Raw genomic sequence first — 24,148 nt, 5'->3', positions numbered from 1 at the left:
GGTGCCTAGACGGCATGGCCCTTTCTGGTCGTCATGAAGGTGATCGTGGCCGATCTGCGAACCAGGGACAAGTCATTTCTCCGGCCCCCGCGCGACCGCCGCGCCGCGAGGAGGTCAATTCGACTTGTACGTTCGAGACGCCTCTAGGGCCGCATCCCGAACAGGAAACGGGTCGCCCGTGTGCGGCGGACCAGGATCTCGTACGTGGCGAGAGTGAGGGAGAGGGCGATCGCCACGAGGGCGGCGTACTCGACCAGGATCGGCGCGGACCAGCCGGTCACGAAGTACGCGACGGCGACCACGATCGGCTGGTGCAGGACGTACAACGGCAGCACGGCCGCGGCGAGATAGCCATAAAGGCGCCGGCGCCTCGTCGGCGTCGGCGTCCGCGCCGCATGCGGTGGCTTGGACCGTCGACGGTCGAGGAGGCCGGGGATGGCGACCACCAGGCACCATCCGGCCGCGCCGAACAGTGCCCGTGAGGCGGTGGCAAGGGGGGTCGTCTCCGTGAAGGGCTCGTCGGCCAGGGCGAAGCCGGGGCCCGCCGCAACGAACAGCGCGGCGCCGAGCCAGGCCGCGGTGCCGGCGTCGCGCCGCGTCACGGTGCGGAAGCGGTCGTCTGCGGCGAGCGTGAAGCCGGCGACGAAGAACAGCAGGTACGACCAGCGGTGCCAGCCCGCGTACTCCTCCTCCAGCCCCGCGAAGGCACAGATCCCCGCGAAGGCGAGGGCCGGCAGCAGTACGAGGCCCCGCCGGCGCAGGGTCGCCCGCGCCACCCGATCGCCGATGCGCCTGACGCGCTCGCGCGGCAACCATCGGTGCATCGGCACCAGCAGGAGGGAGAACGTCAGGAGGAGCACGACGAACCAGAGATGGCCGGTCTCGAAGTGCTCGCCCCGCACGAGGAAGGGGAACTCTTCGGGCTCCAGGTGCACGTCGTAGAAGCGGGGCAGGAAGCCGAGATAGGACTCGTGGTGGTCGGCGTCGGCCGAGCGCAGCCGCAGCCACTGCGGAAGCGGGTTCAGCGCGAGGGTCGCGAAGACCAGGGGCACGCCGAGCCGCAGCAGCCGCTCGCGGGCGAAGCCGCCCGCGCCGCGGCGCTGAAGAGAGTGCCAGGCGCCGAGGCCGGAGATGAGGAACAGCAGCGGCATGGCCCAGACGACCCCGAACCCGGCGATGATCACGACGGCTCCGCTGGTCTCGGCGTTCTTGACGTAGAAGTCGTCGTCGGCGGCGAACACGAGCGCCGAGTGGAAGAAGACGAGCCCGATCACGACCAGCATCCGGATCGCGTCCAGTTCCGGCCGCCGCGCCGGTGTCGGTGCCTGCTCCGGCTCCGTGTGCCTCGCCATGTCCGCGCCCCCCGTCGCCCGTACGTCACCAGTGTTGGAGAGGCGGCGGCCGGGCGCCACCCCCGACGCAGGGCAACGACGGGACTCACCGACCGGGCAGGATGCCCAGCGCCCGCAGGTCCTCCGGGTACTTGCAGATCAGCTCCCGGCCGAGGTGGGGGACGTCCTTGTCCGGGCCCACCCCTGCGGCGCGCACCGCCTCCTCGAAGCGTTCCGTGGGGAAGCCCGCGCCGTTGACCGCCTCCGCGGGCCGGGAGAACGCCTGCAGCAGGGGCAGCAGCGAGTACTGCTTCTGCTGGTCGGGCATGGCCCGGATCGCGGTCTCGAAGCGCGCGAACCACTCGTCGAAGTCGTGAACTCTCGTGATGGAGTACCCGGCCTCGACCAGCCAGTCGACGAAGGTGTCCAGGGAGATCCCGTCGGCGTGCGGGTTGAACACGTTGTACGTCCGGTAGCCGCGGGTCACCCGCCCGCCGAGGATGTTGACGGCCTCAGCGGTGAAGTCGACCGGCAGTCCGTTGTAGTGGGCCGGCCGGCGGTGGCCCTGGGCGTCGAGACGGTAGAAGGAGTCCGGTGCCACACCGGTGGCGATCACGCTGAACAGCAGCCGGGTGAACACGTCGGGCACGTTGACCTGCCCGACGTACCGGCTGTGCGCGAGGATCAGGTCCGACCGGAAGACGGAGACCGGCAGACCGCACAGGTCGTGCGCCTCCCGCAGCAGCACCTCGCCGGCCCACTTGCTGGTCGCGTACCCGTTGGCGTAGTCGTCGCCGAGTGCCCGCACGGGGCTGACCGTTCTGATGTCGGCGTCCTCCTCGGCCGACGACAGCGGGCCGACGAGGGCCGCCACCGTCGACAGGAACGTGATCGGCTTCATGCGGCCGGTGATCGCCAGCCGGATCAGTTCGGCGGTGCCGACCACATTGGGGCCGAACAACTGCTCGTACGGCAGCACGTGATTGACGAGCGCGGCCGGGTGCGCGATGTGGTCGACGGTGTCGGCCAGCCGCTGCCAGGTCGTCTCGTCCAGACCCAGACCGGCCTCGCCGATGTCACCGGCCAGCACCTCCAGGTGTCCGCGGGCCAGTTCCCTGAAGCGGGCGAGCAGTTCGGGGTCGCTGTCGTAGACGGACTCCAGCCGCTGCCACGCGGCCTCGGCGTCCGCGCCGCGCACCACGCAGATCAGCCGGCCGCCGATGGGTGCCAGGTGTTCCATCTGGTCCAGGGCCATGAAGCGGCCCAGATAGCCGTTGGCACCGGTCATCAGGACCGTGTGCACGTGCGCCTCGGGAAGCGGGAGCGTGGGCGCGGCGGCGAGGGTCCGGGGGTCGATGAACCGGGCCAGGGTCAGGTCGGCGGCCTCGACCTGGTTGCCGCCCGGGCCGTGCACGGTGGCGAACGTCGGACGTCGGGAGCCGGAGTCCCGCTCGGACTCGATGTGTTCCGCGACCTTACGGAGGTTGTTGGCCGGGCTGATGATGACGCCGACCGACACCTCGAACCCGAAGATCTGCCCCAGCAGCTCCGACAGGGTGAGCGCGGAGAGGGAGTCCCCGCCGAGGTCGCCGAAGCGTGCGTCGGGGTCCACGAGATCCTGGCCCCCCAGTACGGCTCCGGCGGCCTGGAGCACGGTGTCGAGCACCGGCCGGTCGGCGCCCCCGTGGCGCAGTTCGCTCAGCGCGGCGCTTTCCCGGTCGGCCAGTTCGGTGTAGAGCTGTTCCAGCCGCGGGCCGTACTGACTGGTCAGGCGCGGGCGGATCAGCTTGCGGGTATGGGACAGGAGGCCGTTCTCCGTGCTGAAGGGTTCGGTCTCGATGAGGAAGTCGCGGGGGATCTCGTAGCCGTTGAGGCCGGCTTCCGCGGCGGTCCGACGCAGTGATTCATGCAGCCGCGCCACGAGATCACCGTCTGCCCCCGTCGCGTCCTCGACGGGCACGATCACGGCGAGCAGGTAGGAACGTTCGCTGTTGCCGTAGACGAAGATCTGCCGCACCAGCGGGTCGGTCGCGAAGGTGGCCTCCACGCGGGACAACGCGACGAACTCGCCCTGGGCCAGCTTGAGCACGTTCTTGCGGCGGTCGACGTAGACCAGTTCGTCCGGTCCGACCTCGGCCATCACGTCGCCGGTGTGGTAGAAGCCGTCCGAGTCGAAGACGTCCGCGGTCACGTCGGGGCGCCGGTAGTAGCCGGGGATGAGCGTCTCGGACCTGACCAGCAGCTCGCCGCGCGGGAACGGCATGTCGGTGAGCCTGTAGCCCAGCTCGGGCACGTCCACCAGCTTGTACTCCAGGACCGGCGGCCTGCCCACCTTGTGGTCCACGGTGATCGGGCCGGCCTCGGTGGAGCCGTAACCGTCGTGCACGGGAAGGTCGAGGACCGACTCGACGAACTCCCTCATCTCCGCGGACAGGGGCGCGGACCCGACCGCGGCCCACATCACGCGGCCGCCGAGGAACTCCTCGCGCAGCTCCGCCTTGATCTCCTCGGTCCTCCCCTCCTCGTCGACGTCGCCCGCCTCCCCCATCGCGCTGCGGAAGCGCTGGTGGAGCATCTCGCACACGCGGGGCACGAGGAGGAGTTCGGTGGGACGGGCCAGACCGATGTCCTCGAAGAGGGTGGACAGGTCGCCGCGGGCGACGAAGTAGTTGATGCCGCCGCGCGCCATCGTGGTGAACAGCCCCGTCCGCCCGAAGAGGTGACTCAACGGCATGTAGTTGACGGTGACCACCGGCCTGTCCGACGCCTCGAACCAGCTCTGCCACTGACGGCACACCAGGCGTTCGGTGTATTCCGCGCCCTTCGGCGTGCCGGTGCTGCCCGAGGTGTATACGAGCAGGCCCAGCCGGTCCGGATCGGGTTCCGGCATGGGCGCGGCGGGCAGGCCACGGCCGCGTTCGATCACGTCGTCCAGCAGGTCCAGTGAGATCCGTCGGCCGGCCTGGGCCAGCCGGCGGCGTGCGTCCTCGATCCTCGTGCGCTCGTCATCGTCGTCAGGACGGTGGTCGAACACGACCACCCGCGCGACCGTCGGACTGTCGAGGGCCAGGTCGACCGCGGAGTCCAGCACGTCGATGTCGACGGCGAGCAGGTGCGGTCCGGTCTCCGCGACGATCGGGGAGAGTCCGGCCACGGACGTGCTTCCCTGCAGAGGCACACAGACCGCGGCCAGCCGGGAGCAGGCGAGATCGATCACCGCTTGTTCGGCGCTGGTGCTGCCGAGTACGCACACGAAGTCGCCCTGGGTCACGGGATCGTGCCCGTCGTGGTGCCACTCCGCCGCGACCGCCTCGAGACGGTCGCCGAGCTCGCGGTAGGTGATCATGTCGAACCGCGGGAGCAGTCGAGTCTCCGGCCGACCGCCGGTCGGGTCGGTGACCGTTTCCCGGGCGCGTTCGCCCAGGGCGGGCCGGTCGGCGTAGGCGTCCATGACCATGGCCGTCATCGAGGCCATGGACTGTCCCGGCCGCTGAATGGCCTCGGTGACCCAGTCGAGTGGCTGAACCTCGCGGAGCTGCTCGTCGCCGGCACACAACTGGGCGGCTCGGCGCTCCTCTCGGAGGTCTGTCGTCCCGCCGTCGTCGCCGGCCGGTTCGCCCGAACCACGCACCATGGCCGCCACCTCCTCGCACTGTGCGGCCTTTGTGCCTCTATGCAACTGTATCGTCAGAAAAGAGAGCCATCACGTCGAAGCGGTGCCCCAGGGCCCTGGTGCGGCGGGGTGTGGATGCGCGGACGAATCCCCCGCTCGTGATCAATACACCTAGGCCGTTGTCCGACGGACCTGGTAGTTCCAGCGTGTGAGCGACCGGACGACGGTCTCGGCGCCGATGGGGTTGGCACTGTGCACGAAGACCGTGCCGATGCGGAAGGGCCGCCCGTTGAAGGCGGCTTCTTCCAGGAGGGTCACCACGGGCAGGATGCTGTCGTCGCCGCCGAGGTCGTGGTCGAGCCAGAGTTCGTCGATGAAGCTGTCGCGGTGTTCTTGGAGGAGCTCGACACCTTCGCCGCTGCTGCGGGCGATCCGCGTGGCCCTCGGCAGCGGCCGCAGGTCGTCGATGCCGAGGATGACGGGTTTCGGAAGTGGCGAATCGTCTTTCACCCGGCCATCTTCGCAGTGCGGCGGCGCTCACGACCGCCGACTGTTCACGACGTACGCCTACCATGCGGTCGACCGGCACCCCGATCGCCGCCATGACCAGGGGGGCAGCAGCCATGACCATCGTGTGAGGAACCGCCATGAGGCGTTGGATTTCCGCTCTCGCCGCCACCCTGGCGGTCGCGAGCGTCGGTTCGTGCACCACCACTGCCACGCGCGCCGAACCAAGGACATCCGCGACCGCTATGGCGTCGAGCCCGAAAGCCTGCGCGCACGGTACGTACGAGTGGTTCAACGTGAAGCGGCCCGTCCGGCTGTCCGCCGTGTCCGACGTGGAGACCCTCGGCAAGGGTGGCGGCAAGCTGAACGGGCTCAAGCACCGGGTGTGGTCGCCCAAGACCTCCGTATCGTCGCATGGCCCGGCGCTCCCGCCTCGTGACGTGCTCTTCTCCCTCGCCGAATTCATCGGCGAGGCCCAGGAAGGCGATGACGCGGCCGACATGGCCTTCACCGAGGTCGGCAGAACACCAGGTGATCCCAACTCGACCCGGACCAGCTCCGTCGACGGGGCCGGCAGCTTCGTCGACTACAACGCGACGCACGCCGTAGAGGCGGACTTCCGGTACACCTGTCGACACGCCACAGCCGTGACCTCCGGACACGCGACGAGCTGGACGGCCGACGGCTCGGGCATCTTCGAATGCGGCACCCGGCTTGGATTCCCCAAGGAGAACCGCGACGATCTGGCTGTCGCGCGGGAGGCCGCACGCCTGTCGTGCGCTCCGGACTCGAAAGCGGCCCAGTCACCGGGGACCGCAGACCGGTAAGGAGCGGGCGCCTCCGGGCCCGGCGGGTGTCAGCTGGTCTGGGCCGTCGGCATGATGAAGACCTCCGGGAGGTTGACCCGAAGCGGGCGCGAGGCGATGAAGGCGACTATCTCCGCGATGTCCTCCGAGCGCAGCCAGTCGACGGTCTCCTTCGAACCCTCCAGCCACGCATTGGCGCCGGGGTCCGTGACGTGGTCCTGTAGCTCCGTCCCCACGATGCCCGGCTCGATCGCGGAGACACGCACCTTCTTCGGGCCCAGCTCGGACCGGAGGTGCTTCGAGAGGTGCGAGACGAACGCCTTCGTCCCGGAGTAGACGGCGAAGTTCGGGTACAGGTTCCGTGCGGCGCTCGACGAGGTGTTGATCAGGTCGGCCACGCCTCGCTCGGCGGCAGCCCGCAGCAGTTGGGGGGTGAAGGCGCCGATGGCGTTCATCAGCCCTGAGACGTTCAGGTCGATCTGGCGCTGCCACTGGTCCTGTCGCAGTTCCTCGACGGGGGCGGGCAGCATGACGCCGGCGTTGTTGAGGAGCAGGTCCGCGGCGCCCAGCTCCTCCGCCACGCGGTCGGCCGCGGTCTGCACGGCGTCGGCGTCGGTGACGTCGACGCTGAGCGCGACGGCGGAGCCGCCGTCCTTGCCGATGCGCGCGGCCAGTTCGTCGAGTCGGTCCGCGCGCCGGGCCAGCACCGCGACCTTCGCGCCCAGTGACGCAAGATGCTCGGCCGACGCCTCTCCGATGCCGCTGGACGCGCCGGTGATCACGGCCACCCGGCCGTCGAGAGGTCTGTCGAGGTATGTGGCAGAGGTCGAAGAGGTCGCAGAGGTCTCGGTGTTCATGAGGTGACACCTTCCGCAGGAGCGTCTAGCCGCTGAGGTGTTTGTGCAGGGCGTCCAGGCCGTCGCTGTAGATTCCGGTGAAGAGATCGACGACTTCTTCCTCCGTGGCTCCGTCGGGAACGAAGCGGCCCGACCACTGGACCTCGGCCGCGTTCTCGTTACCGCTGATGCCGTACACCTGCAAAGTCGACAGATAGTCGACGACCGGGAAGGGCGCCTGCTCGATGTGGTAGCTGTAGTACCGCTTGTCCTCGTCGAACGACATGAGCCGTTCCACGATCGCTTCGCCCTCGGGGTTCTTCAGGTGCCGTAGCCGGCCGCCTTCCGAGAAGGTGCTTTCGGGTATGTAGGGAAGCCAGTCGGGCAGTGATCCGAACCCCCCGATCAGCGCCCATACCTGTGCGGGTGATGCCGGGACGACCCTGCTCACCGATGTGGATGCCATGTCGCTCCTCCAGGACTCGTGGGACGGCCGTCATGCCCCGTCGGGCAGCGGTGCCAGGTCGCTGACCAGGCCGGAGGCGCGCAGGTCGGCCCAGAACTCGACGGGAACCTTCTCGTTGAGCGCCGCATGGTCCTCGATGGTGTGGGCCGGCTGCGTCGCGCCCGGGATCACGGCCTTGGCGACCGGATGCGCGAGCGAGAACTGGAGAGCGGCGGCTTTGATGCTCACACCGTGCCTGTCGGTGAGTTCCTTCAACTGGTCGACCTTCGCCACGATCTCGGGCGGGGCGGCGACGTACTCGAAGTGGGTGCCGCCGGCGAGGATGCCGGAGCTGTACGGGCCTCCGACGACCATCCCGACGCCCTGCTCCTCTGCCATGGGCAGCAGTCGTTGCAGGGCGTGGGCGTGGTCGAGCAGGGTGTATCGCCCGGCCAGCAGGAACCCGTCGGGTTGCGGCTCTTCGAGTGCGAGGGTGATCTCGATGGGTTCGGTGCGGTTGACGCCGAGTCCCCAGGCTTTTATGACGCCTTCGTCGCGCAACTTGGTGAGGACGCGGAAGGCTCCGGTGCGTGCCTCCTCGATTTTCTGCAGCCATACGTCGCCGTGGAAGTCCTGCGCTATGTCGTGCACCCACACGATGTCCAGGCGGTCGGTCTGCAGTCGCTTCAGGCTGTCCTCGATGGAGCGCTTCGTGGCATCGGCCGTCCAGACGTGGAGCATTTTGTTGGGACGCCCGTTGGCGAAAAGATTCCCCTTCTCTCCGAGGTCACGCTCGGCGGGATCCTCCTCTTCGTCCAGAATGACGCGGCCGACCTTGGTGCTGAGCACGTAGTCGTCACGGGGGCGGCCGGACAGGGCCTTCCCCAAGCGAATCTCCGACAATCCCGAACCGTAGAAGGGGGCGGTGTCGAAGTAGCGTGTGCCCTGTTCCCAAGCGGCATCGACCGTCGCCACGGCTTCTTCCTCGGGAACCGAGCGGAACATATTTCCGAGCGGCGCGCACCCGAAACCTATATCTGCCGGAAGTATTCGATCGAGTTTCACAACATTTCCCTTCCGGATATCCAGTGAGGTGCGTACAGAAATAAACGAAGCGCTCCCGGTGCAATCGGACGCGTTATGGGAAAATCGTGGGAACCATTCCGCCGTCCACACTCAGCGCCGCACCGGTCGTGGCCGATGCCTGCTCGGACGCGACGTATGTCACGATGTTCGCTATCTCCTCGGGACGTATCAATCGCTTGAGCAGAGAGGCCGAGGCGCGGCCGGTGGACACGTATCGGCGTTCCCGCTCGTCGTCCGGGAGCTCCGGATAGAGCCTCGACAGCATCGACTGCACGCCCTCGGTCAGCGTCGGTCCCGGCAGGACGCAATTGACGGTGACGCCGGTACCGGCGACTTCCTGAGCGATTCCCCGCGAAACGGCCAACTGCGCCGACTTCGTCACCCCGTAGTGGACCATCTCGGTCGGCGTCTGGATGCCGGCCTCACTGCTCACGAAGACGACACGGCCCCATCCCCGGTTCACCATCCGAGGCGTGTAGTGACGTGTCAGGCGTACCCCTGAAAGCACGTTGACCTCGAACAGCCTCATCCAGTCCTCGTCGGTGATCTCGAAGACAGGTTGAGTCTCGAAGACACCGGCGCTGTTCACCAAGATGTCCACGTCGGGCAGTCGATCCAGTATGCCGGCGGCACCCACCGCCGTACCGATATCCCCGGCCACGCCGCGAACCCCCAGTTCCTTCGCGACCCGTTCCACCGTCTCGGGGCTGCGTCCGTTGACGACGACCTCCGCTCCGACGGCGGCGAGCCCCCGCGCGATGGCCTCGCCGATGCCGGAGGTCGACCCGGTGACCAGGGCGCTACGGCCGTGCAAGTCGATCATCGTCAGCCCCTCCGTCCGGCCGGGCGAGCGCTGTCACACAGGCGGCAGTCCGCCACCGTGTGAACTCCGGAACATCCGCATATGCGCTTTGATCACGAGGCGCGACCCCGGCACATTCAGGGGTGTCCGGCACGTCGTGGCGGTCCGCCCCTGCGCCTACCCACCGGTGACGCCGGCGGCGACTGACCCGGTCAGGGATACGGTCCTGGTCAGCGGCTCTCCCGCACCCGTCATCGTAGGCATATCCCTACCGCAGGCGCATCCCGAGATCTGGCGAGGCGACATGCGGCGGCCCTGTCCAGGAGTCGCCGAACCTCCGCCGGGGCGACGGGACTTCCGAGGGCAGCCCCTCAGGTCGTACCTCGATCTCCTCGATCTCCGCGGATGGGTCGCCGACCACCGGTCCAACCGGTCGGCGCACCGCGTGCGGCACGATCACATCTCCCTGCTCGACACGATCGGCGCCGCGAAGCACCTCGCCCTGTCCGGCACGATCACCCGCCACCCCTGACATGTCCGCCTACTTCACCCAGCAGCTCGACGCCTACCCACTCGACGACCGGCAGCGCACCGCCGTCGACCACGGCAACGCCCAGGCCCTCTTCCCCAGGCTCGCCCGCTGACAAGGGGAGCCGTCGCGCGTCCCGGGTGGAGGGGCGTGGGGGCTCACAACTTGGGCGGACCCTGTTCGACACGGCGCAGCACGGGTGTGAGCCGGTCCAGTGTCTCGCCGGTCTGGATCTGCCGTTCGTCCCACCAGGTCGCCCCCGCCTCCGCCAACGGGCCGATCAGGTCGACGGTCCTCGCCGCGTCCTCGCCCGGGGTGGCACCCCCGAGGACCACCTCGAAGGGAGCGTCGGTCCGTTCCTCACGCTGGTCACGGACGTACGCGACGAGGTCACGGACCTGATCGACGGGCGGAATGCGGCCGTGCCGGGCGTCGAGGAACAGGGGAACGGCACCGTCCCACCGGGCGGCCCGGCGCATGGGCGGGCGGTTCGGCCAGAAACCGGCGATCCATACGGGCGGCCGGGGGCGCTGGACCGTGGCGGGCAGCAGGGTGACATCGCGTGCGTGGTAGTGCCGTCCTTCATGGTTCACCGGCCGGCCTGACCAGTAGCGCTGGAGCAGGTCCAGTCCCTCGTCCAGCCGTTCGGCCAGCACCTTCGGGTCCGTGCTGTCGCCGAAGCTCCCGTACTCGTCCTCGACGGGGCCGCCGAGCCCCGCGCCGAAGATGACCCGGCCGCCGCTCATGGAGTCCAACGTCGCGACCTGGCGGGCGAGTTGCTGCGGGCGCCGGCGGGCGACCGGGGTGACCAGTGTGCCGAGCCGGATCCGCGAGGTCGCCAGGGCGGCAGCGGTCAGCAGCATCCACGGATCGGCGAAGGGCCTGCCGCCATGGTTGCGGTGCAGCAGGTGGTCCCAGACGAACAGCCCGTCCCATCCTGCCTGTTCGGCCGCGACGGCCACCTTCGTCACGGCCTTGTGATCGGCGAAGTCACCGAAGTTCGGAATGTTGACGGAGAAGCGCATCCGCACATCGTCCCCGTACGGCCCCGGCGCTCACAAGCCGCAGTCCGTCGGCCGCCGGCTCCTGGCCGACGAGCGAGCAGAGCCGTGCACGCCGCTCGCCGGGACGGCGCACGCCGCAACCGTGCGCGGGTCGCAAGGCATCAGACGACTCGACCCACCGGACGGTGATCCGTGATCCGTAACCCATGAACCGTGGTCCGTGGTCCGTGATCCGTGATCCGGGCCTTCGACCTGCACCTGAGCTTCCGCCCCTCTTATTTGACCGATCGATCTATTAAGGCTTACGTTGAGAAGGTGACCAGGACCAAAGCATTCGACCCGGACGCCGCACTGCAGTCGGCCCTCGAGCTCTTCTGGCGTCGCGGCTACGAAGCGACGTCGATGGCCGACCTCGTCGAGCATCTCGGGATCGGCCGCGCCAGCATCTACGCGACCTTCGGGAGCAAGCACGAGCTCTACCTGAAGGCGCTGGACCGGTACGTCGAGATGCGTGACCCGGCCATCCTGGAGGAGCTGTCCCAGCCGGGGCCCGTCATGCCCGCGGTGCGGGCGGTGGTGCGTCGCTTCGCGGCGGAGGCCACCGCTCCGGAGGTGCGGGAGGCCGGCTGCCTCGTCACCAACACGGCGGCCGAACTCGGCCCGCACGATCCCGCTGCCGCACGTCGCGTGGCGAGCAGCTGGGAACACGTCGAGACCGTCCTGCACTCCGCGCTCGTACGAGCCCGGGCGCAGGGCGAACTCCCCGAGGACCGCGATCCGCGCGCCCTGGCCCACCTGCTGCTCGTCGTCCTCCAGGGGATGCGCGTCGTCGGCAAGGTGTCCAGCGACCCCGCGCGCGTACGGGACGCGGCGGAGCAGGCGCTGACCCTGCTCCCCTAGACCGGACGTTCTCGGACGCTCAACGCTCACCGAAAGGCAGCCACACGTGCACCACCGGATCCGGCGGAAGCATATCCGGATAATGAACCGATCGGTCTAATATGTTGGAGGGGCCGTGACCATCACGAGCACCGCCTGCGTCTCCGCCGTACGCAACCGACAGGCTTTCGTCCTCCTCGGCAGCGTCCAGACGACATTGATCTACACCCTCTCGGCCATCGCCGTACCACTGCCCGAGATCGGCCGAGAGTTCGACCTGGCCCGGGCGGATCTCATCCTGCTCAGCGCAGCGTACGGACTGTCGTTCGCGGGGCTCGTGCTCTTCGGCGGGCGGCTCGCCGACCGGTTCGGCGGGCGGCGCTCCCTCACCGCCGGACTGCTGCTGTTCGCCGCGTCCTCCGCCGTCGCTCCGCTGGCCCAGGGCATCGGCGTCCTTCTCGCCGCTCGATTCGTCCAGGGCGCGGGGGCGGCGGTCGTGGCACCGGCCGCCATGGCGGTCCTGCGGACGGTCTTCCCCACCCCGGGCGCGTACGGCAGGGCGATGGCGACATGGGGCGGACTGTCCGTACTCGGCGCGACCGCGGGCAACCTGCTCTCGGGTGTCATCGCCTCGCTGCTTTCCTGGCGGTGGGCCCTGGCGGTACCGCTCCTGGTGGCGGTCGCGGCCCTCGTCCTGGCCCCGAGGCTGTTGCCGGGCACCACGCCGAACCGCGACAGGTCACTGGACCTGCGGGGCGCGGTACTCGCCACCGCCGGAATCACCCTGGCCAGCTACGGGTTCGTCGTCACCGACGGCAGGCCCTGGCTGTCGGCGCCCGTCCTGGTGCCGCTGCTCGCCGGAGCCGCGCTGACGGCCGGGTTCCGGTACGCCGAGCGCCGCATCCGCGACCCGTTGCTGCCCCCGGGCTTCCTGCGCGACCGGCGGCGGGCGCTGGGTCTCGCCGCCACCGCGCTGAGCGCCTGCGGGACGGGGATGACGTTCGTGGTCCTCTCGCTGCACCTGCAGCAGGACCGGGACTGGTCGCAACTGGCGACCTCGGCCGCCTTCCTGCCGTTCGCCGTCGCGCTGATCGCCTCGGGGCGCGCGGCGGCGCCGCTCATCCGCCGGTACGGGGCCGGGTCCGTCGCCGCCTCCGGCCTCGCCACAGCCGCCGCCGGACTCGTCCTCCTGGCGGTCACCGGGTTCGACGTGCACATCCCGTACGTCTACGGCCTGCTTCCCGGTCTGGTACTCCTGCCGGCCGGGGCGGCCGCGTCCTTCGCGGGCGCCGCCGTCCTCGCCACCGAAGGTGTGCCCCCGGAACAGGGCGGGCTCGCCGGCGGCGTCCTCAACACCGCGATGGAGGTGGGCCCCACCGTCCTGTTCGCCGTCCTGCTCACCGTCGGCGGCGACGCCACCTCGCTGGCGGCAACTGCCGTCGCCCTCATAGCCGTTGCCGTCCTGAACCACCGACTTACGACGCAGTCGCACCGACGCGCGACGTAGTCACACCGACGCACGACCTAGTCACACCGACACACGAAACAGTCACACCGATGACGACCCGAACGTCCTCCCTGACAGGGTCGTCGCTCACTCGAAGGAAACGACATCATGAACCGCTTCAACGGCAAGTCCGTCCTCGTGACCGGCGCCGGCTCCGGACTGGGCCGCGCCATCGCGCTCGCCTTCGCCGCCGAGGGTGCCTCCGTGGTCGCCGCGGGCCGCACCGCGGCCTCCCTGGACGACACCGTCGCCCTCGTCGAAGCCGCCGGCGGTACGGCTGTCGCCGTCACCGCCGACGTCACCGACTCGGGACAGCTCGCACGTCTCGTCGGTGAGAGCGTCGCCCGCTTCGGCGGGCTGGACATCGCGGTCAACAACGCCGGCCTGTTCCGGGGAGGCGTACCCGCCGGTGACATCGAGGAGGAGGACTGGGAGGCGGTCCTGCGGACCAACGTGACCGGAGTGTGGCTGGCCCTGAAGCACGAGGTGGCCTACATGAAGGAACACGGCGGCGGGACGATCGTCAACGTGTCCGCGAACCTGGGCGCCCACCACCGTATCCGCAACGCGGCCGCGTACATCACGTCCAAGGCCGCGGTCTCCGCCCTCACCCGTGCCGCCGCGCTCGACCACATCGACCAGAACATCCGCATCAACGCGGTCAGCCCCGGGGCCTCCGACGCGCCCATGTCCCTGCGCCCCGGCGAGACCCCGGCAGACCGCGCCGAGCGGGTGAAGAAGGAGAACCCGCTCGGCCGGGTCGCGGACGCCGAGGAGGTGGCGGCAGCGGTGCTCTACCTCGCCTCTCCGCTCGCCGGCTCGGTCGTCGGAGCCGACCTGGTCATCGACAGCGGGGCCTCGGCCTGACGTGTCGGACCCGGCCCACCACGGCGGCCCACGACGGCGGCCGGCGCCCGACCGGTGCCGCGGCGGCGGGCGTCACGCGGTCGTCCGCACCGGGACGGCGGTGGGCGGCACGACGATCTCGACGGTGCCGGTGGTGACGTCGTACACGAGGCCGGAGACCAGGAAGTCGGGGCTGCGGACCTCCTGCCGCACGACGTCCGCGTCCACGCGGACCGAGCGGTGCGGGTCACTGACGGACTTGGCGGGGAGCACGTCCGCGGGCACCTCGAAGTACTCGGCCAGGAGGTCGTCGAAGGGGGCCAGATCGAGCATCCCGCAGTCGGTGTGGTGGAGGATGACCAGGTTCCAGGGTCCGCCGGCCTTGCCGTCCGGGTGCGCCTGGCCGACTTTGCCGAGCATCTTCATGGTGCGCAGAGTCGCGGGAGTGATGCGGCCCCCCACGTTGCGGATCACGGCGGCTTCGCCGCGGCGCAGGCCGAGGACGTGCGCGGGGTCCACGCGCGGGTCGACGCAACCGACGATCATCATGTTGCCCGTCGGGTTGATGGTCAGCCCCGGCCCGGTCGCGAACTGTCCGGTGACGAATTCGGCGTTGCGGCCGACCAGTTCGGCAACGTCGGTCATGGCATCTCCTGGGGTGGCTTGCTGAAGGGTGCGGGCCCCGCCCCGTCGAGGACGGGGCGGCCGGTGGGCTGGAGGTGGTGCGCCTTCGCTCGCACCGGGGCTACGGCGCCACGACCGTCTCGACCTCGCCCGTGGCCACGTCGTACAGGAGCCCGGACACCCGCACCCCTTCCAGGCGGGTCTCGCCGCGCAGGGCGGCGACGTCGTGGGCGAGGGCCGCTCGCGGATCGCCTACGGCCTGCTCGGCCAGGCCCGCCTCGTCGGTGGCGAAGTAGGGGGTGAGCAGTTCGGGCTGGTTCTGGAGCAGGGTGATACCGCAGTGCGTGTGCTGCAGGACGATCAGTTCCCAGCCGGGGCCGAGGTCGGCGCCGGCGGCCTGGGTCACCTTGCGGAGCATCACCAGTTCGTCCAGCGTGCGCCGCGTGACGCGGCCACCGACGTTGCGGATCGCCGCGATGTCGCCCTGCTCGGCGCCCAGGACCACCGCGGGGTCGACACGCGGGTCCACGCAGCCGATCACGATCGTCTTCAGGTTCGGCATCATGCGCAGGCCATCCGTGAACCGCGTCTTGGCGAAGTCGGCGTTGCGGGAGGTGAGGGTTTCGACGACACCCATGGTGTGCTCCTTGGATTCATGAGATTCATGGGATTCAGGGGTTGCGGTCAGTCCATTTTCTGGACTCACTGGTATGCACTGTAGCAGCGTGAGTCCAGAATCGATACCGACTCGCGGGAGCGCTCGACGAACGACGCACTCGGGGCCATCGGCGACCGCCACGCCCTGCCGATGCCGCGTGAGCGGCTCTACGCCCCCTCGCTTCTCCGGCCTGGTCGAACCCGCCGGCGTACACCGCCGAGTGGGCGCCGACCGCGGTTCCGTGCAAGCGCACCCGCCGCACCCGCACGGGACATGCCGAAGGGTTGTCACGTATCCCGTACTCGCGGAAGGCCGCGCCTGCATCGCCGAGCCGCCCCGGGCCGTGCACAACCTCGCTTCCGGCGAGCCGGCCGGCCTCGACGGGCGTCCGGCCCGGACGGGCGGCCGGCCCGGACGGGCTCGCGCGCTCCGGACGAGCTTCCCGACTCCGGACGAGCTATTATAGATTTCGGTCAAAATATAAGCGAAAGGGCTGGTGCCACATGAGCCGGGTCTCGCAAGCTCAGGCCCAGGAGAACCGGGCCCGGGTCGTCGCCGCAGCCGCTCAGCTCTTCCGGGAGCGTGGCGTCCAAGGCGTCGGCCTGCCGGACCTGATGAAGTCCGTGGGCCTGACGGTCGGCGGGTTCTACAAGCAGTTCACCTCGAAGAACGCACTGGTGATCGAGGCCACGGAGCAGGCCTTCGACGACAGGGACGTCTATCTGGCGGGCCTGGACGGCAAACACTCCAGCCGCTCGGATGCGCGCGGGGACATGGTCGGGGAGTACCTGTCGCGGGAGCACCGCGACGCTCCGGGCACGGGCTGCCCCACAGCCGGATTCGTGGGTGATCTGGCACAGGCCGCACACGAGGGCAACCTCACCTCGCAGCCGGCCTACGCGGACGGCGTGCGGAGGTTCGTGGACTGGATGGGAGACGGGGACGAGGGACTGGTCGCCACCTGCACCCTGGTCGGAGCCATCCTTCTGGCTCGCGCGACCTCCTCCACCGAACTGTCCGAAGAGATCCTGCGGGCAGCCCGCCGCTCCATCACCGACTCCCTGTCCTGAGCGCTGCGGACACGCGCCTGCAGCCACGGCATCCGGCCGCCGGTCGGCCCCCACCGGCCAGCCGTGTCGGGCGTGACGACCCGCCGGGGAGCCCCGGCGGGTCGTCACGGACGTCGACAGCGGCTGTCCGGCACGCGCGAACGCCGGCAGCCCCGGGGCTGGAGTCCCGTCCGGCAGGTCCCGTCCAGTGGCGGCCTCCTCCACGGGCGTGCGGGCATACGCACAGGTCAGAAGAGTCTCCGGGACCGTTTGCCATCTTTAGATTATGGCGTTAATCTAAAAGCAGGTTGCCCGCCCGCCAAGGGCCAGTCGGCGACCGCGCCGCCTCATGCCAACGAGGACATGGAGCGCATCCAGACCGCCCCGCCAGCGACACCGGCGACAAACCCCCCAGGGAAACAACATGACCACGATCCTGATCACGACGGCTGCCGGCGAGACAGGCCGACCGATGGTGGACCACCTGCTCAAGGAGGGCTTCCACGTTCGCGCCATGGTCCGCACCGACGACGAGCGGGCGCAGCGCCTGCGGGACACGGGTGCCGAGGTCGTCCTCGGTGACCTGCTCGACTTCCGCGATGTGCGCGCGGCCCTGAGGGGCGTGCAGCGCGCGTACTTCAACTACCCGGTCGGTGAAGGCCTCGTCGAAGCGGCCGTGATGTTCGCGCAGGCCGCCAAGGAGCAGAACATCGAGTACGTGGTGAACATGTCGCACATCCAGTCGCGTCCCGACGCACGGAGCAAGGCGACTCAGAACCACTGGCTGACCGAGCAGGTCTTCAACTGGTCCGGCGTTCCCACCACACACCTGCGCGTCACGTTCTTCACGCAGTGGCTGCTCTACATCTCCGGACTGATCCGCTACGGCCGTTACGTCATGCCCTTCGACGCCGACAGCCGCTTCGCCCCGATCACCGGCCACGACATCGCCCTGACCGCCGCCAAGTTGTTCACCCGTCCCGCCGAGCACGCCGGACAGGCCCTGACCCTCACCGGCCCGGTCGAGTACAGCCACGAGGAGCTCGCCGCCGAAGTCAGCCGGATCCTGGACCGCGACCTCCCGTTCGAGCGGGTCACCGTGGCGACGTTCCTGGACCTCATCGGCATCCCCGACGACACCGCCAAGCTCAGGCACTTCGAGGCGGTCACCATCGACCAGCAGGAAGGCCGCCTCGCGGGCGTCACCGACACCGTGCGCCGCATCACCGGACAACCCCTGCAGACGGTCGAGGACTTCATCGACGAGCACCGATCACTGTTCGAACTCCCCTACGCCACCAAGGCCGCATGACACCCGGCCCTGCCTCGGCCGGCAGGCGCCACAGCGATTGCGGCGCCTGCCGGGTCCGGCATGTGCGGCGCGTCAGCCGGCCTGTCGGCGCCACACAGGAGCAGCGCGAGCCACCCGAAGGTGCGTGGCGGTTCCGCACCCCCCTGATCCCGGGAACGTACGGCAAGTACCGCCCGGCGCTGGACGGTTCGGCGACCGCGGCCGTGGTGGAACTCCTGCCCTGACGCCTCCGCCGACGGCGAACGGGAGGTCCCGCGCGGGCCGCCCCTTCACTCGTACCGCCTGCTCCGCGCCTCCGGGGGCATGTGTGCGGTGGGGCGGCCTCGCGTGGTGCGGCCCCACCTGCCGACCACCGACCCAGGGAGAAGCGATGCCGACCGCCGTACCGGAGAGATCAGCGGGCCTGCCAGAGGAGAGTCCCCGCCCCGCCGCCGCGGCGACGGGCGCCGGGCGGGGCCGCCGGATGCCTCGCGGACTCGTGCGGGCCGCCGCCTTCGTCGGTGCGGCGGCCGCCTGCCAGGCCGCCCTGATGATCGGGCTCGGCCTGCTGATCACCGGCCCCGCCCGCCGCGTCTGGCCGATCACGGCGGAGGACGGAGTCAACCGGGGCCTGGAGCGGCTGCGTACGTCCACCCTGACCACGCTCTCCTCGGTCGGGTCCCAGATGGGCAACACGCTCACCGTCGTCGTCGTGACGCTGGCGGCGTGCCTGGTGCTGGTCCTGGTACCCCGTCTGCCGCTGTGGCGCCAGGCGTCGTTCCTCGCGCTCGCGGTCTCGTTGCAGTCGCTGGTCTTCCTGGTCGTGACCATCGCGGTGGAGCGGCAGCGACCCGAGGTGCACCGTCTCGACGGCTCCCTGCCGACCTCCAGCTACACGTCCGGCCACACCGGTGCGGCCACCGCCCTCTACGGAGGTCTCGCCGTCCTCGCGCTGACCCGTCTGCGGGGGCCGTGGCGGCGCGTGGTGGCCGCGGTGCTGCTCCTGCTGCCGCTCGTGGTGGGGGTGTCCCGCCTGTACCGGGGCATGCACCACCCGACCGACGTGTTGGGCGGCCTCGTCAACGGCGGGCTGTCCCTGCTGGTGGTGGGGCAGGCCCTGCTCCGCGACGCCCGCGTGTCGGCGCCCGTCGCCGGAACCGCCCACGCCGGACGTGCGGGACGCCGTCCGGGCCGGGTCGCCGTGGTCGTCAACCCCACGGCGATCGACGGGGGCAAGCGCGCCGAGCTGCGCGAGGTCCTCGCCCGGCACGGTCACCGGGAGCCGGTGTTCCTGGAGACGACGGTCGCCGATCCAGGCGGCGGTCAGACGGCCCAAGCCCTCGGCTCCGGTGCGGAGTTGGTCGTCGTCTGCGGCGGCGACGGCACCGTGCGCGCGGCCGCCGACCGTCTGGCGGGCAGTGGCGTCCCGCTCGCCATCGTGCCGTGCGGCACCGGCAATCTCCTCGCCCGCAACCTCGGCCTCCCGCTGGCTCCGGCCGAGGCGCTCGACGCCGCCCTCGGCGGGACGACCCGCGCGGTCGACCTCGCCCGTGTCGAGGGCGACGGCATCCCCGCCACCCACTTCGCGGTCATGTCGGGCGTCGGTCTGGACGCCGCGATGATGCAGTACGCGCAGGAACACCACCGGGCGAAGGCCGTGCTCGGCTGGCCCGCGTACGTCCTGGCCGCCCCGAAGGCGATGCGCGGCCCCCGGATGCGGCTGAGCGTCCGGCTGGACGGAGCCGAGCCCCTGCGCGGTACGGCCCGCATGGTGCTCGTCGGCAACACCGGCGCCCTCCAGGGTGGCCTGCGCCTGATACCCGACGCCCGCCCGGACGACGGGCTGCTGGACCTGCTGATGCTGGACCCGCGCGGCCCCGGCGGCTGGCTGCGCACCCTGGGCGCGCTGCTGCCGCACCGCGGCCGGGACGGGCGGAAGGGCGCCGGCCTCAAGGGTGGCGGGCAGCCGGAGTTCCATACCTTCCGACGGGCCGAGTTCACCTTCGAGTCCCCGCAGCCCCGCGAGATCGACGGGGATCCGGTCGGCTCCGGCCGCCGCCTGTCCGTCGAGGTGGCGCCGGGCGCGCTGACCGTACTGGTCCCGGACCTGGAGGGCTGACGTGGGCAGTGCCACCAAGGTTCCGGAGACCCGGGACATGAGCGGGGACGAGTTGTCCGCCGACGAGGCGTGGGTGACGCTGCGCCGCTACGGCGGCTGGCCGCTGCTGCGCGACGCGTTCCTCCGCTTCCGCTACGCCGACGGGTTCAGCCACTCCCGTGCGCTCGCCCTCCAGACCGTGCTGGCGGTGATCCCGCTGGCGCTGGCCTTCGTGGGTCTCTCCACCAGCCTGCACACCGAGGACATCGGCAGGATGGCCGAGTTGACGATCCACCGGATCGCCGAGGGGCCCAGTGCGGAGGTGATCGACGACGCGCTCGACCGCAGCAGGCGCACGGCGGGCGACGACGGCACGCTCGCCCTCTGGTTCGGCGCGATCTTCTCGATCGTCAACGTCACCACGGCGATGTGCCAGATCGAGCGCGGCGCCAACCGTATCTACGGCAACGAACGCGACCGGCCCTTCCACCTCAAGTACGCGCGCGGGCTGGTCATGGCGCTGTGCGCGGGAATCCCGCTCGGCCTGGGCTTCGTCGTCATGGTCGCCGGCGACGACCTGGCCTCGGCCGCCGGCACGGTCTACGGGTTCGGCCCGACCGCGCAGACGACGTGGAACGTGGTGCGCTGGCCGTTCGGGCTGCTGCTCGCCCTGATCTCCGCCAGCGCCGTCTTCCGGCGCTCACCGCGCCGCAGCCAACCGGGCTACACCTGGCTGGCGTTCGGCGCGGCCCTCTACCTGGTGCTGTGGATGACCCTGACCTGGGTGCTCACCCTCTACCTCGATCTGAGCGGCTCATTCGACACGGTCTACGGCCCCCTCAGCGCCTTCATGTCCCTGCTGCTGTGGGCCTATCTGACGTCGATCGCCCTGTTCCTCGGGCTCTCCTTCGCCGCGCAACTGGAGGCGGTGCGGGGACTCAGGCCCGAACCGATCCAACCCGACCCGGGGGTCTGATGCCGACGCAACCCGAGACGCCGCGCTCTCCCGGCCGCCGAAGCGGCGCCGACCGCCGGTTCGGTGTCCGACTGTTGGCGGCGGTCGCCGTCGCAGCGGCCGCCTCGGTGCCGTTCGCCCTGGTGCTGGTCCTCGTGGAGGGCCGGTGGCGGCCGCTGCGCGATCTCGACCGCGGCGCGGCCGAGGGTCTGCACGGGTTCGCGCTGGACCACCCGGCCTGGACGCGCACGCTGCGCGTGCTCTCCGACCACGTCTGGGACCCGTTCACCCTGCGCGTGGGCGTGGCGCTGCTGACCGGCTGGCTGCTGTGGCGCGGTGCCCGGCGGCTGGCCGCGTGGGCGGCGGTGACCGCGGTGGCCGGCGGTCTGATCGGGCTCGGGGTCAAGACGCTGGTCGAGCGGGCGCGGCCGGCGCTGGAGGATCCCGTGGCGCACGCGCCGGGCTATTCCTTCCCGTCCGGGCACGCGATGACCGCCACCACCTCGTTCGCGGTGTTCCTGCTGGTTCTGCTGCCCATGGTGCCGCGGCGGGCTCGTGTCGCGTGCTGGGCCGTGGCGGTCCTGTCGGTGCTCGGGGTCGGCTTCACCCGGGTCGCGCTCGGCGTGCACTGGTTCAGCGACGTGCTCGGTGGCTGGCTGCTCGGGCTCGCCGTCGTCGTACTGACCGGCCGTGCCTTCGAGGCGTGGCGGGCCGACGTGGGCCGGGGGCACGCGCCGGTCGGTGCGGGGCTGGAGCCGGAACTCACCGGCCCGAGCCCCGAACCGGACGCGGCCTCCCGCTGAGGGGGGCCCGGCGTCACACGCCGGTCATGCGGCCGATCTCCTGGGGGTCGAGTCCGGTCAGCCGGGCGATGCGCGGCGCCGGGATGCCCGCGGTCAGCGCCCGGTGCACCAGGGTCTCCCAGCCCTGGGTGGTCTCCCGGTAGTCCAGCAGTTCGCGCTCCAGGTCGGTGACCGACTGGGGTGCGCACTCCTGCTGGACGCGGACCTCCTCCTCCGCGGTCAACGGGATCGGCAGCCGCTCGGCACCCTCGGGGATGAGGATCTCCGAGCCGGCGGGAAGGATCCTCAACCGCTCGGAGGAGGGGGCCACATCATGGGCGGAGATCCAGCCCCGCACGGCCGGGGTCTGGTCGCATTCCAGCGGCGCGACGGCCGCCATGGCTGCGCCGAGGCTCGGGTGACGGTCGGGGAGCAGGAAGAGGTAGGCCTCGTCAGCCATCGGGGGGTTCCGCCTTGTCGGTGTCGATATGAGTGCGGACACAGATCGTAATGCCGCCGCACCATGCCGAGGTGACGGAACCGGACCGACTCACTCCGTGGCGAGGGTGAACTTGTGGGGGCCGCCGTGGTGCGGGAGTTCGAGGCTTGCGACCGTCCTGCAGCGGTTCCCTAGGGCCTGTCGTCAAACGCGAGGTGATCAGGTGCTTGTGGGCCGCGATGGTAGCTGGAGCGGAGAATGCCGTCATGGCTCCTTCTTCTCCTGCGTCGCGGCTGGTGGCCGCGGCCGCTAGGACTCGGCTCCGCCCCCTGGGTCTGCGTCAGCGTGGCCAGTCTCGCCTTTGGCTGGACGATCGCGGCTGGTGGCTGGGGCTTGTCGAGTTCCCTTCGCCCAGGTGGAGCCAGGGCAGCGGTCTGCAGGTCGGAGCCATGTGGCTGTGGCAGGACATTGATCACTTCGCGTTCAATGTCAGTGAGCGGCTGAGCGGAACCGAGGACTATCGCAGTGATATGCAGTTCTCGCCGGTGGCAGACGCGCTCGCGCTCCGTGCGCAAGACCATGTACAGAGGCTCCGAGCTCAGTACCCCGACCTTGAATCGGTGGCGAGGAGCCTGGCTGCTCAGCCCGTCAGAAGTGGGTGGTTGTGGGAAGCGTGGAACGCTGGGGTGGCTTCGGCGCTCGTTGGGGACGTTGCACTCGCGCGGCAGCGGTTCGCTGCGGTCCTCGACGAGGAGCCCATCACCCCCTGGATGGACACCGCGCAGCAGACCACGCGAGAACTGGTGGCCATGGTGAGAGACAGGGATGCCGTAAGGGCATGGGCGCTGAGCAGCATCGCCTCGTGCCGGCAAAAGCTGCGCCTGGCCCAGGAACCGCTTGAAAAAATCTTTGGCGCAGCCACGAGCGTGTGACTCGACCATGGTCCGGCATGATCTTGTGTGACGGATCATGGTCGGGTGATACGTCGCCATGAACTGTCTGATTCCGAGTGGGACTTCGTGCGGCCGTTGCTGCCATGGACTGCGGCGGGCCGTCCTGGACGCGATGACCGGATGGTCCTGAACGGGATCGTGTGGAAGTTCCGAACCGGTGTGGCTTGGCGAGATGTTCCTGAACGGTACGGCCGGTGGACCACCCCGCACACCCGTTTCCGCCGCTGGGCCGGGGACGGCACCTTTGCAGGGATGCTCGAGAAGGCCCACGCGAGGGCCGATGCCGCAGGCGAGAACGGCTGGCTGGTATCGATCGACTCCACCATCGTCCGTGCTCATCAGCATGCTGTCGGGGCCCGAAAGGCGGGAACACCGACGACTGCACGCAGTTCACCGCCGTCATGGAGGCAGTGCGTGTTCCCCGCACCGGTTCCGGACGGCCACGGCTACGTCCTGACCTCCTGATAGCCGACAAACGATACAGCTCGAAGGCCATCCGCGCGTGGCTGAGGCGCCGAGGCGTCGCACACACCATCGCCGGGCGAGCGGACCGGATCCGCAACCGAGCCCGACTCGGCAACCGCGCAGGGCGCCCGCCAGCCGGCATCGAGCGGCAGGGTGACAGTCACGCCGCGATCTTCCCACCCTCAGTGCACAGACTGCCCAGCCCATTCGAACCGCTCGTCCGCACCCGACCCGGCGAACCTTTCCGGTCACAGCGTTACTTCCGCGGATGGACCGAGATCCTCGCCACCGGCAACCACTGATACACGGTGCCGGCTGGTCGCACCGTCCTCCCGCGCGACAGCGCGCCACCCGCCACCAGGCCAGCAGTCGGGCTCGCAGCCCGAAGCGCGCCTCACTCGCCACCGCCGCGCGCAACGCCGCCGCCGCCGGCACCGGCACCGGCACCCCGAGATATCCTGTCGGGCGATGTACAGGTTTACTGCTCGGCGTCCGGGGTAGACGCGGGCTTGCCAAGCGGCCGGTTCAGGACCGGTGCACATCAAAAGGGGAGGGCGCAGAATGCCGACGACGACCGTTCGGACCGCCGGGCAGAGGGTGGACGTTCCCGAGATCGCGGACCCTTCCAAGGTCGCGCCCAAGG

The 24,148-nt window shown here is 70.1% G+C and carries 23 protein-coding genes and 1 pseudogene; 13 read left to right on the top strand and 11 right to left on the bottom strand.

The window, feature by feature from the left end:
- Positions 1–143 precede the first annotated feature (143 nt).
- From ACFY3I_RS35950 to ACFY3I_RS35940, 3 genes are all read right to left on the bottom strand, one after another.
- Positions 144–1,352 carry an acyltransferase gene (locus ACFY3I_RS35950; RefSeq protein ID WP_390865189.1) on the bottom strand — a complete coding sequence of 403 codons (1,209 nt, stop codon included), beginning with the start codon at positions 1,350–1,352 and terminating at the stop codon, positions 144–146.
- Positions 1,353–1,437: 85 nt separating this feature from the next.
- Entirely contained in the window at positions 1,438–4,965 is a 3,528-nt protein-coding gene (car, locus tag ACFY3I_RS35945; RefSeq protein WP_390865188.1) for a carboxylic acid reductase, read from the bottom strand.
- A 150-nt stretch (positions 4,966–5,115) separates the two neighbouring features.
- Entirely contained in the window at positions 5,116–5,454 is a 339-nt protein-coding gene (locus ACFY3I_RS35940) for a cyclic-phosphate processing receiver domain-containing protein (protein ID WP_390865187.1), read from the bottom strand.
- Positions 5,455–5,591: 137 nt separating this feature from the next.
- On the opposite strand from ACFY3I_RS35940, the gene ACFY3I_RS35935 reads away from it, so the two are divergent.
- Positions 5,592–6,278: a hypothetical protein gene (locus ACFY3I_RS35935; protein WP_390865186.1), complete on the top strand. Its 687-nt coding sequence runs from the start codon at positions 5,592–5,594 to the stop codon at positions 6,276–6,278.
- A 29-nt stretch (positions 6,279–6,307) separates the two neighbouring features.
- Here ACFY3I_RS35935 and ACFY3I_RS35930 read toward each other — a convergent pair whose 3' ends face one another.
- From ACFY3I_RS35930 to ACFY3I_RS35915, 4 genes are all read right to left on the bottom strand, one after another.
- Complete coding sequence (locus tag ACFY3I_RS35930) at positions 6,308–7,114, bottom strand: SDR family oxidoreductase (protein ID WP_390865185.1); 807 nt, start codon at positions 7,112–7,114, stop codon at positions 6,308–6,310.
- 25 nt (positions 7,115–7,139) lie between these two features.
- Positions 7,140–7,559, bottom strand: a complete 420-nt coding sequence (locus ACFY3I_RS35925) for an SRPBCC family protein (protein ID WP_390865184.1) — start codon at positions 7,557–7,559, stop codon at positions 7,140–7,142.
- Between the two features lie 30 nt (positions 7,560–7,589).
- Positions 7,590–8,603, bottom strand: a complete 1,014-nt coding sequence (locus ACFY3I_RS35920) for an aldo/keto reductase (protein ID WP_390865183.1) — start codon at positions 8,601–8,603, stop codon at positions 7,590–7,592.
- 73 nt (positions 8,604–8,676) lie between these two features.
- Positions 8,677–9,447 carry an SDR family NAD(P)-dependent oxidoreductase gene (locus ACFY3I_RS35915; RefSeq protein WP_390865182.1) on the bottom strand — a complete coding sequence of 257 codons (771 nt, stop codon included), beginning with the start codon at positions 9,445–9,447 and terminating at the stop codon, positions 8,677–8,679.
- 283 nt (positions 9,448–9,730) lie between these two features.
- Here ACFY3I_RS35915 and ACFY3I_RS35910 point away from each other — a divergent pair, with 283 nt between their 5' ends.
- Positions 9,731–9,958 (top strand): hypothetical protein, encoded by a 228-nt coding sequence (locus ACFY3I_RS35910; protein WP_390865181.1) that lies wholly within the window; start codon positions 9,731–9,733, stop codon positions 9,956–9,958.
- A 155-nt stretch (positions 9,959–10,113) separates the two neighbouring features.
- On the opposite strand, the gene ACFY3I_RS35905 is transcribed toward ACFY3I_RS35910, so the two are convergent.
- Positions 10,114–10,980 (bottom strand): LLM class flavin-dependent oxidoreductase, encoded by an 867-nt coding sequence (locus tag ACFY3I_RS35905; protein WP_390865180.1) that lies wholly within the window; start codon positions 10,978–10,980, stop codon positions 10,114–10,116.
- Between the two features lie 294 nt (positions 10,981–11,274).
- On the opposite strand from ACFY3I_RS35905, the gene ACFY3I_RS35900 reads away from it, so the two are divergent.
- The 3 genes from ACFY3I_RS35900 (at position 11,275) to ACFY3I_RS35890 (ending at position 14,212) form a co-directional block, all read left to right on the top strand.
- Positions 11,275–11,859, top strand: coding sequence for a TetR/AcrR family transcriptional regulator (locus tag ACFY3I_RS35900; protein ID WP_390865179.1), 585 nt, complete (start codon positions 11,275–11,277; stop codon positions 11,857–11,859).
- 115 nt (positions 11,860–11,974) lie between these two features.
- Positions 11,975–13,345 (top strand): MFS transporter, encoded by a 1,371-nt coding sequence (locus ACFY3I_RS35895; RefSeq protein ID WP_390865178.1) that lies wholly within the window; start codon positions 11,975–11,977, stop codon positions 13,343–13,345.
- 108 nt (positions 13,346–13,453) lie between these two features.
- Entirely contained in the window at positions 13,454–14,212 is a 759-nt protein-coding gene (locus ACFY3I_RS35890; RefSeq protein ID WP_365292199.1) for an SDR family oxidoreductase, read from the top strand.
- A 72-nt stretch (positions 14,213–14,284) separates the two neighbouring features.
- Here the strand turns inward: ACFY3I_RS35890 and ACFY3I_RS35885 are convergent, their stop codons facing one another.
- Together ACFY3I_RS35885 and ACFY3I_RS35880 are read right to left on the bottom strand one after the other, a co-directional pair.
- The gene (locus tag ACFY3I_RS35885; protein ID WP_390865177.1) at positions 14,285–14,836 is read right to left on the bottom strand and encodes a carbonic anhydrase; all 552 of its coding nucleotides are present in this window, start codon (positions 14,834–14,836) and stop codon (positions 14,285–14,287) included.
- 100 nt (positions 14,837–14,936) lie between these two features.
- On the bottom strand, positions 14,937–15,452 hold the full coding sequence (locus ACFY3I_RS35880; protein ID WP_390865176.1) for a carbonic anhydrase: 516 nt from the start codon (positions 15,450–15,452) through the stop codon (positions 14,937–14,939).
- A 524-nt stretch (positions 15,453–15,976) separates the two neighbouring features.
- On the opposite strand from ACFY3I_RS35880, the gene ACFY3I_RS35875 reads away from it, so the two are divergent.
- From ACFY3I_RS35875 to ACFY3I_RS35855, 5 genes are all read left to right on the top strand, one after another.
- Positions 15,977–16,543: a TetR/AcrR family transcriptional regulator gene (locus tag ACFY3I_RS35875; RefSeq protein WP_390865175.1), complete on the top strand. Its 567-nt coding sequence runs from the start codon at positions 15,977–15,979 to the stop codon at positions 16,541–16,543.
- 403 nt (positions 16,544–16,946) lie between these two features.
- On the top strand, positions 16,947–17,834 hold the full coding sequence (locus ACFY3I_RS35870; RefSeq protein WP_390865174.1) for an NmrA family NAD(P)-binding protein: 888 nt from the start codon (positions 16,947–16,949) through the stop codon (positions 17,832–17,834).
- 370 nt (positions 17,835–18,204) lie between these two features.
- Positions 18,205–19,932 (top strand): diacylglycerol kinase family protein, encoded by a 1,728-nt coding sequence (locus tag ACFY3I_RS35865; protein ID WP_390865173.1) that lies wholly within the window; start codon positions 18,205–18,207, stop codon positions 19,930–19,932.
- Between the two features lies 1 nt (position 19,933).
- On the top strand, positions 19,934–20,887 hold the full coding sequence (locus tag ACFY3I_RS35860; RefSeq protein WP_390865172.1) for a YihY/virulence factor BrkB family protein: 954 nt from the start codon (positions 19,934–19,936) through the stop codon (positions 20,885–20,887).
- Complete coding sequence (locus ACFY3I_RS35855) at positions 20,887–21,669, top strand: phosphatase PAP2 family protein (protein WP_390865171.1); 783 nt, start codon at positions 20,887–20,889, stop codon at positions 21,667–21,669. The genes ACFY3I_RS35860 and ACFY3I_RS35855 overlap by 1 nt, the downstream gene beginning before the upstream one ends.
- 13 nt (positions 21,670–21,682) lie before the next feature.
- On the opposite strand, the gene ACFY3I_RS35850 is transcribed toward ACFY3I_RS35855, so the two are convergent.
- Positions 21,683–22,108 (bottom strand): DUF6003 family protein, encoded by a 426-nt coding sequence (locus ACFY3I_RS35850; RefSeq protein ID WP_390865170.1) that lies wholly within the window; start codon positions 22,106–22,108, stop codon positions 21,683–21,685.
- Between the two features lie 428 nt (positions 22,109–22,536).
- On the opposite strand from ACFY3I_RS35850, the gene ACFY3I_RS35845 reads away from it, so the two are divergent.
- The 3 genes and pseudogenes from ACFY3I_RS35845 (at position 22,537) to ACFY3I_RS35835 (ending at position 23,807) form a co-directional block, all read left to right on the top strand.
- Entirely contained in the window at positions 22,537–23,019 is a 483-nt protein-coding gene (locus tag ACFY3I_RS35845; RefSeq protein ID WP_390865169.1) for a hypothetical protein, read from the top strand.
- A gap of 27 nt (positions 23,020–23,046) precedes the next feature.
- Positions 23,047–23,406, top strand: a pseudogene (locus ACFY3I_RS35840) (transposase); the annotation flags it as partial.
- Positions 23,340–23,807, top strand: a complete 468-nt coding sequence (locus tag ACFY3I_RS35835; protein WP_390865324.1) for a transposase — start codon at positions 23,340–23,342, stop codon at positions 23,805–23,807. The pseudogene ACFY3I_RS35840 and the gene ACFY3I_RS35835, both read left to right, overlap by 67 nt.
- Positions 23,808–24,148: the final 341 nt, after the last annotated feature.

Source organism: Streptomyces sp. NPDC001068 (assembly GCF_042897315.1).
In the GTDB taxonomy this organism is placed as follows: domain Bacteria; phylum Actinomycetota; class Actinomycetes; order Streptomycetales; family Streptomycetaceae; genus Streptomyces.
This window is presented reverse-complemented; position numbering and strand designations above follow the sequence as displayed.

Excerpts from the sequence above, each read along its gene's own strand:
- ACFY3I_RS35950 (WP_390865189.1), bottom strand. The coding sequence starts at position 1,352 with ATGGCGAGGCACACGGAGCCGGAGCAGGCACCGACACCGGCGCGGCGG.
- car (WP_390865188.1), bottom strand. The coding sequence starts at position 4,965 with ATGGTGCGTGGTTCGGGCGAACCGGCCGGCGACGACGGCGGGACGACA.
- ACFY3I_RS35935 (WP_390865186.1), top strand. The coding sequence starts at position 5,592 with ATGAGGCGTTGGATTTCCGCTCTCGCCGCCACCCTGGCGGTCGCGAGC.
- ACFY3I_RS35930 (WP_390865185.1), bottom strand. The coding sequence starts at position 7,114 with ATGAACACCGAGACCTCTGCGACCTCTTCGACCTCTGCCACATACCTC.
- ACFY3I_RS35925 (WP_390865184.1), bottom strand. The coding sequence starts at position 7,559 with ATGGCATCCACATCGGTGAGCAGGGTCGTCCCGGCATCACCCGCACAG.
- ACFY3I_RS35915 (WP_390865182.1), bottom strand. The coding sequence starts at position 9,447 with ATGATCGACTTGCACGGCCGTAGCGCCCTGGTCACCGGGTCGACCTCC.
- ACFY3I_RS35910 (WP_390865181.1), top strand. The coding sequence starts at position 9,731 with ATGCGGCGGCCCTGTCCAGGAGTCGCCGAACCTCCGCCGGGGCGACGG.
- ACFY3I_RS35905 (WP_390865180.1), bottom strand. The coding sequence starts at position 10,980 with ATGCGCTTCTCCGTCAACATTCCGAACTTCGGTGACTTCGCCGATCAC.
- ACFY3I_RS35890 (WP_365292199.1), top strand. The coding sequence starts at position 13,454 with ATGAACCGCTTCAACGGCAAGTCCGTCCTCGTGACCGGCGCCGGCTCC.
- ACFY3I_RS35885 (WP_390865177.1), bottom strand. The coding sequence starts at position 14,836 with ATGACCGACGTTGCCGAACTGGTCGGCCGCAACGCCGAATTCGTCACC.
- ACFY3I_RS35880 (WP_390865176.1), bottom strand. The coding sequence starts at position 15,452 with ATGGGTGTCGTCGAAACCCTCACCTCCCGCAACGCCGACTTCGCCAAG.
- ACFY3I_RS35875 (WP_390865175.1), top strand. The coding sequence starts at position 15,977 with ATGAGCCGGGTCTCGCAAGCTCAGGCCCAGGAGAACCGGGCCCGGGTC.
- ACFY3I_RS35870 (WP_390865174.1), top strand. The coding sequence starts at position 16,947 with ATGACCACGATCCTGATCACGACGGCTGCCGGCGAGACAGGCCGACCG.
- ACFY3I_RS35865 (WP_390865173.1), top strand. The coding sequence starts at position 18,205 with ATGCCGACCGCCGTACCGGAGAGATCAGCGGGCCTGCCAGAGGAGAGT.
- ACFY3I_RS35855 (WP_390865171.1), top strand. The coding sequence starts at position 20,887 with ATGCCGACGCAACCCGAGACGCCGCGCTCTCCCGGCCGCCGAAGCGGC.
- ACFY3I_RS35850 (WP_390865170.1), bottom strand. The coding sequence starts at position 22,108 with ATGGCTGACGAGGCCTACCTCTTCCTGCTCCCCGACCGTCACCCGAGC.
- ACFY3I_RS35845 (WP_390865169.1), top strand. The coding sequence starts at position 22,537 with ATGTGGCTGTGGCAGGACATTGATCACTTCGCGTTCAATGTCAGTGAG.